At 65.1% G+C, this 17691-nt stretch carries 15 protein-coding genes and 1 pseudogene; 7 read left to right on the top strand and 9 right to left on the bottom strand.

Features of this window, described 5'->3' with window-relative positions; genetic code table 11:
* Positions 1-197: 197 nt before the first annotated feature.
* Positions 198-2132, top strand: a complete 1935-nt coding sequence (locus tag K408_RS0122375; RefSeq protein ID WP_024340742.1) for a DEAD/DEAH box helicase — start codon at positions 198-200, stop codon at positions 2130-2132.
* Between the two features lie 76 nt (positions 2133-2208).
* On the opposite strand, the gene K408_RS42210 is transcribed toward K408_RS0122375, so the two are convergent.
* Together K408_RS42210 and K408_RS0122365 are read right to left on the bottom strand one after the other, a co-directional pair.
* Positions 2209-2508, bottom strand: coding sequence for a hypothetical protein (locus K408_RS42210; protein ID WP_024340741.1), 300 nt, complete (start codon positions 2506-2508; stop codon positions 2209-2211).
* A 128-nt stretch (positions 2509-2636) separates the two neighbouring features.
* A complete protein-coding gene (locus K408_RS0122365) occupies positions 2637-3143 on the bottom strand; it encodes a GNAT family N-acetyltransferase (protein WP_024340740.1) in 507 nt (168 codons plus the stop codon).
* Positions 3144-3289: 146 nt separating this feature from the next.
* Between K408_RS0122365 and K408_RS0122360 the strand changes: the two genes are divergently transcribed.
* Positions 3290-3676 (top strand): COG4315 family predicted lipoprotein, encoded by a 387-nt coding sequence (locus K408_RS0122360; protein ID WP_029674260.1) that lies wholly within the window; start codon positions 3290-3292, stop codon positions 3674-3676.
* A gap of 63 nt (positions 3677-3739) precedes the next feature.
* Here the strand turns inward: K408_RS0122360 and K408_RS0122355 are convergent, their stop codons facing one another.
* On the bottom strand, positions 3740-4873 hold the full coding sequence (locus tag K408_RS0122355; RefSeq protein WP_024340738.1) for a DJ-1/PfpI family protein: 1134 nt from the start codon (positions 4871-4873) through the stop codon (positions 3740-3742).
* Positions 4874-5004: 131 nt separating this feature from the next.
* On the bottom strand, positions 5005-5559 hold the full coding sequence (locus K408_RS0122350) for a PAS domain-containing protein (protein WP_024340737.1): 555 nt from the start codon (positions 5557-5559) through the stop codon (positions 5005-5007).
* 504 nt (positions 5560-6063) lie between these two features.
* Here K408_RS0122350 and K408_RS0122345 point away from each other — a divergent pair.
* Together K408_RS0122345 and K408_RS0122340 are read left to right on the top strand one after the other, a co-directional pair.
* Complete coding sequence (locus K408_RS0122345) at positions 6064-6870, top strand: rhomboid family intramembrane serine protease (RefSeq protein WP_024340736.1); 807 nt, start codon at positions 6064-6066, stop codon at positions 6868-6870.
* 184 nt (positions 6871-7054) lie between these two features.
* Positions 7055-7483, top strand: coding sequence for a CBS domain-containing protein (locus K408_RS0122340; protein WP_024340735.1), 429 nt, complete (start codon positions 7055-7057; stop codon positions 7481-7483).
* 18 nt (positions 7484-7501) lie between these two features.
* On the opposite strand, the gene K408_RS0122335 is transcribed toward K408_RS0122340, so the two are convergent.
* A complete protein-coding gene (locus K408_RS0122335; RefSeq protein WP_024340734.1) occupies positions 7502-8530 on the bottom strand; it encodes a patatin-like phospholipase family protein in 1029 nt (342 codons plus the stop codon).
* 249 nt (positions 8531-8779) lie between these two features.
* Here K408_RS0122335 and K408_RS0122330 point away from each other — a divergent pair, with 249 nt between their 5' ends.
* Complete coding sequence (locus K408_RS0122330) at positions 8780-9853, top strand: RgsD C-terminal domain-containing protein (RefSeq protein WP_024340733.1); 1074 nt, start codon at positions 8780-8782, stop codon at positions 9851-9853.
* 338 nt (positions 9854-10191) lie between these two features.
* The gene (locus K408_RS38450) at positions 10192-10434 is read left to right on the top strand and encodes a hypothetical protein (RefSeq protein ID WP_245265908.1); all 243 of its coding nucleotides are present in this window, start codon (positions 10192-10194) and stop codon (positions 10432-10434) included.
* 93 nt (positions 10435-10527) lie between these two features.
* Here K408_RS38450 and K408_RS38445 read toward each other — a convergent pair.
* A pseudogene (locus K408_RS38445) lies at positions 10528-10918 on the bottom strand (zinc-binding dehydrogenase); the annotation flags it as partial.
* A gap of 172 nt (positions 10919-11090) precedes the next feature.
* Here K408_RS38445 and K408_RS0122315 point away from each other — a divergent pair.
* Positions 11091-13553: a putative bifunctional diguanylate cyclase/phosphodiesterase gene (locus K408_RS0122315; RefSeq protein ID WP_024340730.1), complete on the top strand. Its 2463-nt coding sequence runs from the start codon at positions 11091-11093 to the stop codon at positions 13551-13553.
* On the opposite strand, the gene K408_RS0122310 is transcribed toward K408_RS0122315, so the two are convergent.
* From K408_RS0122310 to thrS, 3 genes are all read right to left on the bottom strand, one after another.
* Positions 13539-14807, bottom strand: coding sequence for a serine hydrolase domain-containing protein (locus K408_RS0122310; RefSeq protein WP_024340729.1), 1269 nt, complete (start codon positions 14805-14807; stop codon positions 13539-13541). The two genes, K408_RS0122315 and K408_RS0122310, sit on opposite strands and share 15 nt — an antisense overlap.
* Positions 14808-14870: 63 nt before the next feature.
* Complete coding sequence (locus K408_RS0122305) at positions 14871-15434, bottom strand: nitroreductase family protein (protein WP_024340728.1); 564 nt, start codon at positions 15432-15434, stop codon at positions 14871-14873.
* A 93-nt stretch (positions 15435-15527) separates the two neighbouring features.
* Positions 15528-17570 (bottom strand): threonine--tRNA ligase, encoded by a 2043-nt coding sequence (gene thrS / locus K408_RS0122300; RefSeq protein WP_024340727.1) that lies wholly within the window; start codon positions 17568-17570, stop codon positions 15528-15530.
* Positions 17571-17691 lie beyond the last annotated feature (121 nt).

Here is a 17691-nt window from a genome sequence, read left to right as displayed (position 1 = left end):
GATGCCAGGTCGGCCGCAACCAACGGGCGCGTTACTCTCCCTCAAGCCATGCAACATAAGCATGGTGATTTCCCCGCGCTTGGCGTAAAGAGCATCCAAATCAAATCGCCCCGTGCTGCTGGCCTTCTGCCGCGCACGTGAGCTCAGGCCCGCCGTCCACCGTTTACGCGCCTGAATCAACCAAGGTTCTCCATCTCGTGTCCTTTCCGGCCCTGACCCCGCCGCTCGCCCGCGCTTTGGCCGAGCGGAACTACGATTCTCCCACTCCCGTTCAGCTCGCCGTGCTTGCGGACGAAGCCGCTGGCCGTGATCTGCTGGTTTCGGCCCAGACCGGCTCCGGCAAGACTCTCGCTTACGGCCTCGCCATGGCGAAGGATTTGCTCGGCGATACCGAGCGGTTCGAGCAGGCCGGTGCGCCGCTCGCATTGATCGTGGCGCCGACCCGCGAGCTCGCGCTTCAGGTTCAGCGCGAGCTGGCCTGGCTCTACGGACATGCAGGCGGGCGCGTGGTCTCCTGTGTCGGCGGCATGGATCCGCGGCGCGAGCAACGCGAGCTGGCGGCCGGCGCGCACATCGTCGTCGGGACGCCCGGCCGGCTCTGTGATCATTTGCGGCGCGGTCGTCTCGATATCTCCGAACTCGCCGCCGTCGTTCTCGACGAAGCCGACGAGATGCTCAATCTCGGTTTTCGCGAGGATATGGAGTTCATCCTCGAGACCACCCCGGAGACGCGCCGGACCCTGCTGTTCTCGGCGACCTTTCCGCGCGGCATCGTCGCGCTGGCCCGGCAATATCAGCGCGACGCCTTCCGGATCGAGGTCGCGGGCGACGAAGGCGGCCACGCCGACATCGAGTATCGCGCGATCCGCATCGCGCCTGCCGATGTCGAGCACGCCGTGGTCAACGTGCTACGCTTCTACGAGGCGCCGAGCGCGCTGGTGTTTTGCAGCACGCGCGATGCCGTCCGGCATTTGCAGGCGGCGTTGCTGGAGCGCGGCTTCTCTGTCGTCGCTCTCTCCGGCGAATTGACGCAGAACGAGCGCACCATGGCCTTGCAGTCGTTGCGTGACGGACGCGCCCGCGTCTGCGTCGCAACCGACGTTGCCGCCCGCGGCATCGATCTGCCGAGTCTCGACCTCGTCATTCATGCCGATCTGCCCAACGACGCCGAGGTGATGCAGCATCGCTCGGGCCGAACCGGGCGTGCGGGACGAAAGGGCACAAGTGTCCTGCTGGTGCCGCCCGCGCGTCGGCGGCGCGCGGAGCTGCTGCTCAATCTTTCGGGTATCGATGCGGTCTGGGGCACGGCGCCGCAGGCCGAGGAGATCCGCAAGCTCGATCACGACCGCATGAAGGATGTGCTGTTCAGCGAAGAGACGACGCCTGACGATGTGGCCTTGGCGCAGGCATTGCTCGCCGAGCGGTCAGCCGAGGAGATCGCCGCCGCGCTCGCGCGGCTTTATCGCGCCCGGCTGCCGTCCCCCGAGGACATCATCGATCCCGGCGAGCGGGCCGGCCGGCCGCGCGACGAGCGGGGGCGCGACAGGCTTGAAGGTGGCGACGATCGTCCCGCGAAGCCGCGATCGAAGTCCGGACAGGCGTCGTCGAAGCACGGCATGGACGAGGGCAGCGTCTGGTTCCGGGCCGCGATCGGGCGGCGTAAGAACGCGGAGGCGCGCTGGCTGCTTCCCATGATCTGCCGACGTGGCGGCATCAAGAAGGGCGATATCGGCGCCATCAAGATCATGGACACCACCACCGAGTTCCAGATCTCCGAGCGGGTTGCGGAGTCTTTCGCAGCAAAGGTCAAGCGTCCGGACAAGGAAGACAGCATCCGCATCGAGCCGATGGCGGACGCGCCGCAGCAGCAGGCACGGTCGGAAGAGCGATCACACGCGCCGCGGCGCGCGAGAGACGATGGCGAGCGCCGCGAGGATCGTCCGCGCGAGGCACGTGAGTTCAAACCTCACAGCAAACCGCTCGGCGGGCGCGGACCGAGATTCGAGGATGCGCCGTCTTCCGGAAAGAAAAAGAAGCATCGCGATAAGATGGGCCGCGCGGAGCCGTCGGTTACGCCATGGCCGGTGAGGGGGGCGCCGGGAAAGAAGACCAAGAAGAAGCATCGCGGCTGAAGCGCCGCCATTCAGGAAGGACGGCTATGATGCCGCCGGCTTGCACCGGCGACATCACTCGAAAAGTCAGGTGGACTCAGCGGCCACCGCCGCCACCACCTCCGCCTCCGCCTCCGCCACCACCGCCGCCGGCATCGCTTAGCGACGAACTGTAGCGGGGATCGGTCTGCTTCATGTAGACGGGCGAGGTGTCGCGATGGGTTACGGTGGTGGGTTTTCTGCCCACGTTCGGCGTCTCGATCAGGAAGCCGCAACCTTCGAAAAAGGCGATGTCGCAGCCATAGGTCCGGTACTGCGCCGCGTTGGCGCTGGTCGCGGTGAACGCAGTCGCCGCAACGCACGCAACGAAAGCAACTTTCGACAATGTGAATTTCATGGACATTCTCCAGCCTCGGTTCGGCGAGACCGGAAGGGCTCGCACACACCTTCGACGGAGGCTGATCTGACCCGGTTCGAGCCGGCGGTTTCACGCCCGCGTGAGGCGGGAGCGAGCGGGGAGGGGCGTTAAGTCGCAGCGAGGTCGCGCAGCATGTAGGTCGCGCCCTCTCCGTAGGAGGCCAGTTTCGCGCGCAACGCTGTATCCGCCATCAGCGGACGAAAGCCGAGTCGTTGCCACAGCGGCCGCGTGCCGTAGACCGAGACCAGCGCGAGCGTTCCGATGCCGGATGCGCGCGCCAGCTCCGCGATGCCCGCAATATAGGTGCGCGCGACGCCTCCGCGCCGATGTGGCAGCACGGCGACATCGTGCACGTAGAGGCAGTCTGCGTCTTCGGGCAGTCGTTCGAGGAAACCATCGAGCGGCGGGATCTGGTGCTGCTTCCAGGGATGCCCGAGCCCGTAGCCGGCGATCTCATCGCCGGCGACGAGCACGCGGCATCCGTCGGGACAGAGCCGCATCTTCTCCGCGAGCACCTCGGGGCTTTCCGGAAGATCGGGATGGATACGCGCCGCGATGGTGCTGATGGCGGGCAGGTCGGATGCGTGCGCCGGACGCCAATGCGGCTTGCTCATGTCGTATCGCCGTTCCATCTCTGTTGGTTCAGTTTATTCCGCCGCATCGGCGCGCGCATCGAAAAATATCTTTGCCGCCTTTCGCGGAATACGGGGCCACGCGCGGCGTCCTATCCATGCAAGCCAATCGCATGAAAGGAGATATCATGACGTCCTCGATCCGCCTCGCGCTCGCGCTCGCCATTTCGCTCGCGATCGCTCCCGCCGCCTTCGCAGCGCCGCCGACCAAGACCGGCAAGACCGACAAGGGCACCGTGCTCACCGACACCAAGGGCATGACGCTCTACACCTTCGACAAGGATGCGGATGGCAAGTCGGCCTGCAACGGTCCATGTGCCACGAATTGGCCGGTGTTGAAGGCCGAGGCGAGCGACGTCGGTGGCGACGGCTACACCATCATCACCAGGGACGACGGCTCGAAGCAGTGGGCCTACAAGGGCAAGCCGCTCTACACGTTCGCCAAGGACCAGAAGCCCGGCGACGTCACCGGCGACGGCTTCCTGAACGGCGCCTGGCATCTGGCGATGCCGTAACTCCCGGGGCGCCGACGCCCTGCGCCGGCCGTTGCAGACGACGGCCGGCGCACTTCCGCGCCGCTATCTCGGATATTCGAGCTGCATCGCGACGAAGTCGGCCGTGCGCTCCCCGTAGCGCGCATCGATGGCGTGCAATGTCTGCTCCAGCGCCCGCGCCGGAGGCAGGTCGACGGCGGCCTGCAGCGTCTGCTTGGCCGGCCAGCCGGCCGCGACCTTGTCCGGCAGGATGCGGAGACCGCCACGGCTGGTCTGCGCCTCTGCCGTGGCGGCGAAGGTGAGGGCGTGCGAGCGATATGTGCGTGACCAGGCATCGGCAACCAGTGCAAGCGACACCTCATCGACATCAGGCGTCAGTGGGATGCCGAATTGGTCCCGGTTCCAGAATGCGAGCGTGTTGGCGATCGCGGTCAGCGCAAACGGGCGCGTGAACCGGAACGCCTCGCTGCGGTGGCGCGCATCCCATTCCGCAAGTCCGATGTCGCGGGCAACCGCCTCCGCCTCGGCGCGACCCGCGATGGCCTCGACCAGAGTCAGGGCCATCGGCATGGATGCGGTGATGCCGGTCGTCGTCGCGACGCCGCGGTCGACCACCAGCCTGCGGTCCGCGACATAGCGGATGTCGGAATGCTTTTGCAGATCTGGCACGGAGTACCAGTGCGTGGTGGCCTTGCGGCCGTCGAGCAGCCCGGTATTAGCGACGACCTTGGCGCCGACGCAAACGCCGATGACGATCGCGCCCTTGCTGGCCTGGCTCTTGATCCACTGCAGGGCGACGGCATCGTCCTCGCGGCTCATCGCGGGGACGATGACGTAGTCCGCGCCGTCGGGATGCGCAGCATCGAATTCGGCGATCGTGGCGTGCGGCTGCACCTTCAATGCGGGATAGAGTGCGACGGGGCCAGGCTCCGTTCCCAAGGTGAGGACGTCGGCGACATCTGCGCGCGCGAGGATGCCATATGGCATCAGATAGTCGGTCGTCTCGCTCATGTCGTTGATACCGACGATGGCGATCAGGGGACGTTTGCGCTTTGGCGGCTTCAATGCCGCAAGTGTTGCCTCGGTCTCCTCTTTGGATATCGCTGGCGCTTTGTCTTGAGCCGGCGGTCCGGGCAGCAGGAACAGCCAGGTTCCGCCAATCGCCGCCAGCAATGCCACGCAGCCGACGCAGGTCCAAGCCAGAATGCGCCATGCCATGATGATGTCACCCGATCCTCGTTGCGTCATGCGGGCGAAAGCTACTCCCTGGCAACGACATCAGGAATGACGCAGATCCGGCAAAAACGGCCATGTGCAGATTGATTTGCTGGCGCGGCGGACTGCGGAGGCTATCTCAACCCCTCATACACCATCAGTCCGCGTGCGACCTGCAATTTGCGGATGGCGCGCGGCAGGAGCTTCTCGGGCTGGTGCAGGTAACGCCAGGATGTGAGCGTGAAGGCCGACAACGGGCCGCATTCGTCGCCGAACGGCGCGAGCACGCCGGTCACGCTCACGGGGGTGTGTGGCCGGGCGTTGAAAGGGAGCAGCAGCAGTTCGAGATGCGCCTTGCTGCCGTCCTCGCGCGCTGCGGTGACGCCTGCGATCGCCCCCAGCGTCTCGTCGGCGACGATGGTGGTGATCTCCTCGATCTCGCCGCGGCTCGCATCGGTGAACAGCGCCGCGAAGCTCTGGTCCTTGAGGTCTGTTCCTGCAAGCGCGCAGACGCGCGTGCCGGCGACGCGGAACGGGAAGCCAAGGTTCGGCTCACAGGACAGCACGAAGATGTCGCCGAGCAGGCCGCGGACTGCGGCCGGGTCGATGTCGGCCCGGTCGGGGGCCCGCGCCGTACCGCGCTTCTTGTCCCAATACGCGAAGAACGCGCGGCTCGACGGATGTTTCATGACTGAACGCTCGCCCCGGGGGCGCAACCCCGCGGGACAGACCTGTCCCGCTTCAATGCACCCGCGATCCCTTCTTTTGTTGTGCAGGAGGGAATCTGCAGCGTCCATGCCGGAGCGGCGGTTCCAGCACTCTCGTGCCAGGCTTTGCGTCGTTAACGTTAAGTTAACTATGCGCTTTGTGCCGGCCGCTCGCCTGCTATGGTGACCGCGGTCGCAAGCCTCGCCGCTTTCTCCAGGTTCTCGGCGAGGCCTGTAATTAGGGCGTCAAACAGTTTGGTCACGGGCCGCGGGAGGGGTGGGGATCAGCCAATCTCTCCGGCCACCGGAAGACCGACACGGACAGGCAGGGCTTTCCCAGGGCCCTGCCTTTTCCGTCTTCGCAGCACGCTTTTGCTCAAAGCGAGGCCCCCCAGTCGAGGATTTCCTTTTGTGCACTTGCGCAGGGGCGGTCTAGGCGACTATCTCCAGACGGTCGCTCCGATCGCGCCTGAAAGCGAAGCTGCCTTGGATTCTCCGCAAGATTCGTCACCGGACCTGCCGGCCGTCATCGAGGAGGCTCCTCGCGAGCCGATCCTGACGCTGCCCCCGGCACTGACCGCCTATATCGTCCTGCTGGCGGTGATCCATCTGCGGGTGCTGCTGCCGCCGGAGTTCGAGAACTGGACCATCGACGTGTTCGGCTTCATCCCGAAGCGCTACGATTCCTCGCTGCTGAATTTGCAGATTCCGGGCGGGGCGGGTGCGAAGATCTGGACCTTCGTCACCTACTCGCTGCTGCACGCCAATCTCACCCATCTCGGCTTCAACGTGCTGTGGCTGCTGCCGTTCGGCAGCGCCCTGGCGCGGCGCTTTGGCACGGTCCGGTTCTTCGTCTTCCTGGCCGTGACGGCGGCTGCCGGCGCGCTCGCCCATCTCATCACCCATGAGCACGCGGTGGCGCCGATGATCGGCGCCTCGGCCTCAGTGTCGGGCGCGATGGCGGCGGCAATCCGCTTCGCCTTCGTCCGCGGCAGCTTCCTGTCGTTCAGTCGTTCGGACGCCGACACCGCCGCAAGGGTTCCGGCGCTGCCGCTGTCGCGTGCGCTGCGCGATGGGCGGGTGGTCGGCTTCCTCGCCGTGTGGTTCGGCGTCAACATCATCTTCGGTGTTGGCGCGATCGGTGTCGATTCCGAAACGACGAGCGTCGCCTGGCAGGCGCATATCGGCGGCTTCTTCGCCGGCCTGTTGCTGTTCGCCCTGTTCGATCCCGTGCCGCGGGCTCGAGGCAATGCTGCGGGTGCGTCATCACAGGACGTTTCAGACCGTATTTGAAGCGGCGCTTGCGGCTCCGCCCGAATTCATCCATCATTCCCCAGAAGAATGTTCCGCAAGCCGCTGGCGACGATGCTTCGCAAAGGCGCCTGAGCGTGAAACCGGCGCTGAAACTGTTAGTTGTAGACTCGAAGAACAAGTTCGGACGCGGCAAGGCGGACGGCTCCGATTCAGGGAGGCGACAATGACGGTACGTTCCATTCTCAACACCAAAGGCCATCACATCGTGAGCGTCGAGCCCGACGCCAGGCTGGCCGCCGCGATCAAGCTGCTTGGCGAGAAGAAGATCGGTGCGGTGTTGGTGATGAACCAGAGCCGGCTCGAGGGCATCCTGTCGGAGCGTGACATCGTCCGCGTGCTCGGCGAGCGCGGGGCCAGCGTGCTGGAGGCGCCGGTCTCGGAGGTCATGACCCGCAAGGTCGTGACCTGCAAGGAGACCGACACCGTCGCCGAGCTCATGGGGATGATGACGTCAGGCAAATTCCGGCATCTGCCCGTGGTCGACAACGGCAAGGTTGTGGGCCTGATTTCGATCGGCGACGTCGTCAAGCGCCGCGTCCAGGAATACGAGTCCGAGCAGGAAGCCCTGCGCGACTACATCAAAACGGCCTGATCGTCCTCGCCGCTGGCCTCATTCCTGCGCTTTCGGCGCGGTGCCCTCGGGCGCCGGCGCCAGCACATGAATGGCCTCCTGGATCGAATCCAGCGCGCGCTCGGCGGCGCGGGTGCCGAAGGCAATGAGTTCGTCCGCGCGGTGGAAGTCGAACCAGCCGATCTGGCCAACCCGCGGCGTGATCAGCATGTCTGGCGGATCGCCGGCGAGACGGGCGCGGGTAATGCGGTCCTGCATGATGTTGAAGGCATCGACCATCACCGAGGAGATGCCGGGCCGTCCAGCGCCGCCGAAGAACTCGCGCTTCACCGTCCTCTCCGGCGAAAACAGCCGCGGAAAGCGCCGCTTGGCCGGCGACTCCCCGGCTACCGGCGCGGCGGTGTCCGGCATTGCGCCGTGCGAATAGATCGTCGTGGAATGGGTAAAGATGTCACTGGAAAGATTTGCTGCGATGACGATTTCGGCACCGAGTGCCCGGGCGGCCGAAACCGGGACCGGATTGACCAGCGCGCCGTCGACCAGCCAGCGGTCACCGATCAATACGGGCGCGAAGATGCCGGGCAGGGCATAGGAGGCGCGCATCCCGTCGACCACGCGGCCGCGCGTCAGCCAGATCTCGTGGCCCGTACGGACCTCGGTCGCAACAGCGGCGAACTTGATGGGAAGGTCCTCGATCAGGGTCTGGCCGCAGGCCTCCTCGAGCCGGGTTGCGAGCTTCTCGCCGCCGATCAAGCCCGAGCCATTGAGGCGGATGTCGAGATAGCCGAGGATGGTGCGCATGCCTTGCAGGCTGCGGCCCCATTCTTCCAGGGTCTCGAGCTTGCCAGCCGCATAGAGGCCGCCGACCACGGCGCCGATCGAGGTACCGACCACGACGTCAGGCACGATGCCGTTGGCGAGCAGGGTCTTGATAATGCCGATATGAGCGAAACCGCGCGCCGCGCCGCCGCCGAGCGCAAGGCCGATCACCGGCCGGCGGATGCTGCCGAGCCCTACCTTCTCGCCATTGGAGCCGTTCGCGCCTCGCCCCTTCAATCTGTCCAGCACCGAAACACTCTCCTAACGCCGAGGCCAGCCCGTGTCCTAAGACTAGGCACCGCATCTGCGCTCCGCCATACCGGGGGCGAAGCATGGTTTATGCCGCTTTGCGGAGGGCACGGGGCAGGAGTATGGCGAGGGCGATGCCTGTGGGTAATCACGCCGCCGTCACTCGGGTTCCAGCGAACGTGCTCGGACCGTATTTCCTAGGACTTCAGAGGCTTGAATTTGCCTCGTTTTCAGTGAAAAGCAGGGACCATGACACGCGGGGGTGACGGCATCATTGGATGGCGGCGCAGCAGCAGGCTGCTGCCGGCGCTGATCGTTGCGGCGTGCCTTGTTACCGCAAGCCAAAATGTTGTGCAGGCGCAGCTTTTCTCGGATCGTCCGCCGCCGGTGCCGCCGGCATCGGTGCCCGACCCCGGCGGCGCCGTCAGCCTGGCGCCGCCCTCCGGGCCGGGCGCCGGCCCGCCAAGCCTCCCGCCGACGCTGATGCAGCCGGCGACGCCCAGCATGCCGCCGCCAGCGGTCACGACCGTGCCGCCGGCCGCCCCGCTGAACGCGGCGGTGCCCGGACAGGGCGTGCTGTCGCTGACGGCGAAATACGGCAAGGACTCCCCTGCCATTACCAGCGGCCTGGTATGGCGGGTGTTTGCCGACCGTCCCGACGAGAACGGCACCTTCAAGCTGATCCGCGAGGACCGCAGCGCCACGCCCAACATCGTGCTGCCGCCTGGCAATTACGTCGTTCACGTCGCCTTCGGCCTCGTCAGCGCGGTGCGCACCGTCAGCCTGAAGGCCGAGACCGACCGCGAATCATTCGTACTGCCCGCCGGCGGGCTGCGGATCGAGGGCCGGGTCGGCACCAGCCGCATTCCGCAGAACCAGATCTCGTTCTCGATCTACAAGGGCAGCCAGTTCGAATCCGGCGATCGCGCCTCACTGGTGCCGAACGTCGCGGCCGGCGATGTCGTGCTAATACCCGAGGGCACCTATTACATCGTCTCGAATTACGGCGATGCCAATTCGGTAGTGCGCTCGGATATTCGCGTCCAGGCCGGCAAGCTCACGGACGTCACCATTACCCACCGCGCAGCCGTCATCACGCTCAAGCTGGTCAGCGACAAGGGCGGCGAGGCGCTCGCCAACACCGCCTGGTCGGTGCTGACCCCCGGCGGCGACGTGATCAAGGAATCCATCGGTGCGTTCCCGCGCGTCGTGCTCTCCGAAGGCGAATATCGCGCCATCGCCAAGAACGAGGGCAAGGTCTACGAGCGCGGTTTCAACGTCGTCAACGGCGTCGACGGTGAAGTCGAGGTCGTCGCTCGGTAGGGCCCGACGCCCATGCCGGGTGCAGCCGCCGTGACGGCTGGGACGGCAATTCTCATCTGGCGCACGAAAGTGCATCCCGGGTTACCGTTTGCGCCGGTCCGCCATGAATGCCGGGTGAGCAACGGCTGTACGCCCGCATCCTTTAGCTCACTGAAGGCTGCTGGCGTCGCCAAGTTGCCGCTCGGGCCAGCGCAAACACCGTCGGCGGGACCTTATTCCCGCATCGTGCGAGTTCGTCGCTCCGCTGCACGATACGAATTTCCGATCATCAATTTTATTCTCTTTGCACTCCGCTAGGCTATATGTCTGGCGTCCGTGTAATGGGGGCCGGAGCAGGCATGTGCGCCTGCGAGACCGGCATGGAGCAGGGGACCAGGCCGGTCGGCATGTTCGAAGTGATCCTTACAAGGCGCAAGCGGTTTGGCTGGCGATGGCAGGTGTGCGACCAGTCCGGCAAGATATTTGCCGATGGCTTCGAACGCACGCGGCCGTCCGCCAAATATCAGAGCGAGCGTGCGTTGTTCTTCCTGCTGTCGCAAGCCTACTTGCGCAACCGCTCTGCGGCGTCCAGCGAGGATTAGTAGCGGACAGCTTCGCAGCCGATTGAGCGATTCCGGGCCGGCGTCGGCGAAGCGCCGGATATTGTCTCGCTCATCCCGGCAACCAGCCTCAGCTCAGATGTCGACGACCAGCTTGCCCTTCGCGGCATGATCGCGGATCAACGCATGGGCATCACCAACGCTTTCCAGCGTAAAACCGCCTGGGATCGAGCCGCGGCACCAGCTTGCTGGTCTCTACGAGGCGCGTTGCCTGCATCATGATCTCCCCGTGACGCGCGCGGCCTTCGCCCGACAGCAGCGGCAGCAGGGTAAGACCCCCGAATAGGTGGCGCGGAACGATAGCGGCGCAAGGGCATGCTTGCCCCAGCCGAGCGCGCTCACCACATGGCCGAAGCGGCGCACGGCTTCGAATGAGGCGTCGAGCACCTTGCCGCCGACAGTGTGGTAGACGACGTCGAAACCGACGGCTGCCGGTATGCTGCGCGACGCAGGCCTCGACGGAGTCCGGAACACGAGAGCATCGTCTTCGCATCACGGTCATAATCTCTAACGCCCACTAACCAACACCTGACTTAAAACTGTCATAATCGCCGAATGGAACCCGCGCCTGCGCGCCTTTTACATGTCGTTAAGCGCGCCTGCATTGGATGCGCCGGCAAAGTGCGTTGGGGACTGCAATGACTGCCGCGAAGAAGATGCCGGGAAAACCGGCCGCCGAAATGTTTGACGACATCCCGGTGCTTCAGCGCAAATGGCACGCGGCGCTGAAGCCCGGCGAAAGGCTGCCGCGCTACGAGGACGTGATGCTCGGCAGTCTCGGACGGCTCGCCGACCACATCGCGCTGCTCAGGAGCGACGGCGCGCTCGAGCTGTCGCGGAGCGGGCGCTATGTGCAAAAATGGCTCGGCGAGGAGCGCTGGGACATTCCAGTCGTCGAGCTTTCGCCCGATTGCGCCACGGCGTTGTCGGAAGCGGCGGCGAACGCGCTTGCGACGTTACGGCCGCACCAGGCGAGTGCGCATTGCGTGCGCGACGGAATCGTCAGGACCTACGACGTGCTGGCGCTGCCGACCTCCTCCCGCTGGGGCGCCACGCTGGTCGGTGCCTATGTCAACGAGCGCGGCGCGCAATACAATCTTCTCGACGCGATCTTTTCCTCGACCGAGGACGCGGTGGTCTCCCTGGTGACACTGCGTGATGCCGGCGGCAGTCCGCTCGATCTCCAGGTCGTCCATCACAACAAGAGTGCAAACGCGCTCCTGAAGGTCGAGAGCGGGCCCTTGCTGTGGCGGCGGATCGGCGAGGGCGGCACGCTGCTGGGCTCGCCCGAAATCATCAACTTCCTGCTCAAGGCCGTTTCGGGCGACCGCGGCGAGCAGCTCGAGATCGAGAGCGAGGGACGCTACCTCCGGCTCAGCGCTACCGCCTTCGCCGACGTGGTCTCGCTGACGATCTCCGATGTCACGGCCCTGAAGCGGCGCGATGCCTCGTTCCGCCTGCTGTTCGACAACAATCCGATGCCGATGTGGGTGTTCGATGCCGAGACCAAGGCGTTCCTCAGCGTGAACGACGCCGCAGTCCAGCATTACGGCTATAGCCGCGCCACCTTCCTGCGCATGAAGCTGCACGAGATCTGGCCCGAGGACGAGTGGGACAGCCACGCCGCGGCGCTGGAGCGCGTCGGCGATGCCTATCACTCCACGCGCAACTGGCGGCACTTGCGCGCCGACGGCAGCGAGATCGAGGTGCTCACTTTCGGCCGCCGCGTCGCCTTCGACGACCGCGATGGCTACTTGGTGGCGGTGGTCGACATCACCGAAAGGCGCAAGGCGGAGGCGCGCATTGCCCACATGGCGCACCATGACGGGCTCACCGACCTGCCGAACCGCGAGCATTTCCAGGAGCGCCTGAAACAGGCGCTCGATCAGGCGGAGGGAAAAAGGGTCGGCGTGCTCTACATCGATCTCGACCTGTTCAAGAACATCAACGATTCCTTCGGCCATCCGGTGGGTGACCGCCTGTTGAAGCAGGTCGCCGAGCGCCTGACCACCGCCGTGCGCGGCGCCAATCTCGCGGCGCGGCTCGGCGGTGACGAATTCGCCGTGATCCTGGCCGCCGACGTCTCGCCAAACGAGGCCAGCGCCTGCGCGTCCTTGCTGATCGACATGGTGAAGACGCCTTACGATATCGACGGACAGGAGATGGTGATCGGCGCCAGCATCGGCATCGCGCTGTCGCCGGGCGATGGCACCACGCCGGAAGAGTTGATGCGCAATGCCGACATGGCGCTATACCGGGCGAAATCCGACGGCGGTGGCGTGCACCACTTCTTCGAGCGCGAGATGGATCTTCAGGCGCAGAGGCGCCGCGATATGGAGCTCGATCTGCGCCGTGCATTCGCCAATGGCGAGTTCGAGCTGCACTACCAGCCGCTGGTGTCAATCGCCTCCGACCGCATCTCCGGATTCGAGGCGCTGCTGCGTTGGCGTCATCCGGACAAGGGTATGATCTCGCCGGCTGAGTTCATCCCCGTTGCCGAGGACATCGGCCTCATCATCCAGCTCGGGGAGTGGGTGCTGCGCGAAGCCTGCGCCGAGGCCGTCAAGTGGCCTTCCGACGTCAAGGTCGCTGTCAATCTGTCGCCGGCGCAATTCCGCAGCCGCAACCTGGTTCAGGTCGTGATTTCCGCCTTGGCGCAGTCCGGCCTGTCGCCGAAGCGGCTCGAACTCGAAATCACCGAGTCGATCTTCCTGGCCGAGACCGATGCCAATCTCGCGATCCTGCACCAGCTGCGCGAGCTCGGCGTCGGCATCTCCATGGATGATTTCGGCACCGGCTACTCAAGCCTGAGCTATCTCCGAAGCTTTCCCTTCGACAAGATCAAGATCGACCGCTCCTTCATCAAGGATCTGGCGGAGCGGCCCGACTGCGGCGCGATCGTGCGCGCGATCTCCGGGCTCGGCCGCAGTCTCAACATCACCACGACGGCCGAGGGCGTGGAGACCGAGGATCAGCTCGACTGGCTGCGCGCCGAAGGCTGCAACGAGGTGCAGGGGTTCCTGTTCAGCGCGGCCCGGCCTGCGACCGACATCGCGAAGCTACTGGCTGATTTCGGTCAGCGCACCTCACGGGCGGCGTAGTGGGGGCGGGTAGCAATCGTAGACCAGCGCCTTGAACGCGGGAGTGATGCGGCCGCGCTCGTTCTGGGTCTGCTGCATCATCAGATAGACCATGTCGAGCTTGGGATCGACGCCGAAATAGGTGCCGCTGCCTGAGTCCCATTTCAGCTCGCCGAGCGAGCCGGGCGGCGGCGGTTTGGCGTTGCCGGGATCGGTCCGCACGGCAAGGCCATAGCCATAGCCGAAACCGTCCCCGGGGAAGTAGAAATAGTCGCGTCCGACGCCGGAGCCCGGCCCGATGTGATCGGTCGTCATCGCCTTGAACGCGGCCGGGCTGAGATAGCGCCTGCCCGCGAAGGCGCCGCCGTTGAGCAGCATCTGTGAAAAGCGCTGATAGTCGGTGATGGTCGAGAGCAGGCCGCCGCCTCCGGATTGCCAGTCGGGATGGTCGAGGCGTTCGCGCTCGCCGGCGAGCAGGATGTAATCGTTCGGCAGCGGACGCGCCATCCGCGCCAGCTCATCCTCGGTTGCGAGCACGAAGTTGGTGCTGTTCATGCCCAGCGGGTCGAAGATGCGTTGTTTCAGAAACTGATAAAGCGTCTGGCCCGAGATGATCTCAATGACGCGGCCGAGCACGTCGGTCGAATGGCCGTAGCGCCACAGCGTTCCCGGCTGCCGCGCCAGCGGCAGCTTGGCGATTCGATCGGCGAATACCCGGTTGTCGAGGGGATTTTCGAAGATGTCGGCCGTCTTGTAGGCCTGCTCGATCCATTCGGCTCCGATATAATCGTAGGTGATGCCCGAAGTATGCCGAAGCAGATCCTCGATGGTGACGGGACGGACCAGGGGGACGAGGCCAAGCTTCAGCTTGCCGTCCGGCTCGGTGAGCTCGAGACCCACCTTGGTGTCGGCAAAGAGCGGGATGTATTTCGAGACGGGGTCGGTGAGCGCAAGCTTGCCCTCGTCGATCAACATCATCGCGCCGAGGCACGTGATCGGCTTGGTCATGGAGTGGATGGCGAAGATCGTGTCCGGCGTCATGGCGAGGCCGGTCCTGGTGTCGCGCACGCCGAAGCTCTTCAGATAGACCGGCTCGCCGTGCTGCTGGATCAGGATCACCGCGCCGGGGAGTCGGCCGCTTCCCACCTCGTTGTCGAAATACGCGGTGATACGGTCGAGCCCGTCGGGCGAGGGGGCGGGACTATCGACAGCGCGGCTTGGCGCGATCGCGCCGGCGAGCATCGCGCCGCCGACAAGAAATTCACGCCGTCGCATCCGGGCTTCCTCCCACGCCGGGATCAAAGCCGCACAACCTTTCGGGCGTCAACAAGCCCTGGACTAAAACCGCGTCACAATTTCGGAAAGGAACGGTCGCGGTCGGTCCTCGCTCGGTTTCGTCGGCGTGCCGATATGGACGAGGCCGGCGAGCTTCTCGTCAGGCTTGAGGCCGAGCCCATCAAGCACGTCGCGATCGAAGGCGAACCAGCCGGTCAGCCAGCATGCGCCGTAGCCGAGCGCGCTGGCGGCCGTGACGATGTTCATGGCGCTGGCACCCGCCGACAATTCCTGCTCGAACGCCGGCACCTTCGGATGCGGCTTGGTGAAGCTCACGATGCCGATGACGAGCGGCGCGTCCATGAGCCGCTTGCGCTCGGTCTCGATGTCGGCCTCCGGCGCGCCCGGGTTCTTTCGCGCAAAGACCCTTGCGATCACCTCGCCGGCGCGCTGGCGGGCGTCGCCCTCGAAGATGATGAAGCGCCAGGGCGCGAGCTTGCCGTGGTCGGGTACGCGCGCGCCGATGGTGAGGATCGTCTCGAGCTCGGCCGGCGAGGGACCGGGCCCGGTCATTTCGCGCGGCTTGACGGAGCGGCGGGTCTTCAGGAGTTCGATGGCGTCGGGCACTGCGATATCCTCTTCGGCTGGTCGTCGGGCGTGCCACTCCGAGATAAGCACGCACGCCCGCAACCGGAAGCGAATTTAGATGGGTTTCAAGGATCAGACGCCGCCGCGTGCCCGCCGGACATCCGGCGGGGTCGCCTCGTCCACGAGGGCGGCGATCGCCTCCGCCGTCGTCATCACCTTCTGGCCGTCGCTGCCGAGGCGGCGGACCGAGACCGAGTGCGTCTCGGCTTCCTTCTTTCCGACCACGAGCAGCGCCGGGATCTTGGCCAGCGAGTGTTCGCGGACCTTGTAGTTGATCTTTTCATTGCGCAGGTCGATCTCGACCCGGAGCCCGGCGCGCCGTGCCTGCTCCATCACCACCTTGGCGTACTCGTCGCCTTCCGAGGTGATGGTCGTGACCACCGCCTGCACCGGCGAGAGCCAGAGCGGGAAGTTGCCGGCATAGTGCTCGATCAGGATGCCGATATAGCGTTCCATCGAGCCGCAGATCGCCCGGTGCACCATCACCGGCGGCTTCTTGCCGCCGTCATGGTCGATGTAGAAGGCGCCGAACCGCTCCGGCAGGTTGAAATCGACCTGCGTGGTGCCGCACTGCCAGTCGCGACCGATGGCATCGCGCAGCACATATTCGAACTTGGGCCCGTAGAAGGCGCCTTCGCCGGGATTGATTTCGGTCTTGATGTGATTGTTCTGCGACTGGATCTCGCGCAGCACGGTAGCCATCACGCGCTCGGCGTGATCCCACATCGCATCGGTCCCGACGCGCTTCTCCGGCCGGGTCGAGAGCTTCACCGTGAGATCGCCGGTGAAGCCGAAATCCGCGTAGGTCGACAGGATCAGGTCGTTGATCTTCAGGCACTCTTCGGCGAGCTGATCCTCCGTGCAGAAGATATGCGCATCGTCTTGGGTGAAGCCGCGCACGCGCATCAGGCCGTGCATGGCGCCGGAAGGCTCGTAGCGATGCACCACGCCGAACTCGGCGAGGCGCAGCGGCAGGTCGCGATAGCTCTTCAGGCCGTGCTTGAAGATCTGGACGTGACCCGGGCAGTTCATCGGCTTGAGCGCAAACCAGCGTTTGTCCTCGGCTTCGTCGCCGGCCGATTGCGCCGCGAACATGTTCTCGCGGTACCAGCCCCAATGGCCCGAGGTCTCCCACAGCACCTTGTCGAGGATCTGCGGCGCGTTGACCTCGTTGTAGTCGCCGGTCAGGCGGCGACGCATATAGGCGATCAACTGCTGGAAGACGGTCCAGCCCTTCGGATGCCAGAACACGACGCCCGGACCTTCCTCCTGGAAGTGGAAGAGGTCGAGCTCGCGTCCGAGCTTGCGATGGTCGCGCTTTTCGGCTTCCTCGATCTGCTTGAGGTAAGCGTCGAGATCCTCCTGCTTGGCGAAAGCCGTGCCGTAGATGCGGGTCAGCATCGGATTGTTGGAATCGCCGCGCCAATAGGCGCCGGCGACCTTCATCAGCTTGAAGGCATTTCCGACCTTGCCGGTCGAGGTCATGTGCGGGCCGCGGCACAGGTCGAACCAGTCGCCCTGGTAGTAGATCTTGATCGGCTCGCTGCCGGGAATGGCATCGACCAGTTCGACCTTGAATGCCTCGCCCTTGTCGCGGAACACCTGCTTGGTTTTTTCGCGATCCCAGACCTCTTTCGTGAAGGGCTTGTCGCGCGCGATGATCTCGCGCATCTTCTTCTCGATGGCTGCGAAGTCTTCTGGCGTGAACGGCTCGTTCCGGAAGAAGTCGTAGTAGAAACCGTTCTCGATCACGGGACCGATGGTGACCTGAGTGCCCGGCCACAGCGTCTGCACGGCTTCCGCCAGCACGTGCGCGCAGTCGTGGCGGATCAATTCGAGCGCGCGCGGATCGTCGCGATTGACGAGTTCGATCTTGGCGTCGGTCTCGATCGGATCGTTGAGATCGGCGAGCGCGCCGTCGAGCGCCATCGCAACCGTGCGCTTGGCCAGCGACGGCGAGATGCCCTTGGCGATATCGAGGCCCGTGATGCCCTTGTCGAACTGGCGTTGGGCGCCGTCGGGGAAGGTGAGGGTGACCTTGGGAGCGGGAGTCACGGGTTTGAGATTGGAGAGACTGTACTGGAAGCCGGACTCGGATTTGGGCTGGTCGGTCATTGCTTTTCTCCTGAGGCTCACTCCTGCGAACGAGCGCAGGTAAGCGGGAAAGAGCGATATATCAGGCGATTCGGTCCGCGCAATCCGGCAATTCCAAGAAAGTGACGGCCAAAACCCGGGA

Origin of the sequence: Bradyrhizobium sp. in8p8 (assembly GCF_000426845.1) — a bacterium.
Classification (GTDB): Bacteria; Pseudomonadota; Alphaproteobacteria; order Rhizobiales; family Xanthobacteraceae; genus Bradyrhizobium; species Bradyrhizobium japonicum_C.
Note: the sequence above shows the minus strand (reverse complement) of the source record. Positions and strands in the feature narration are given on the sequence as shown.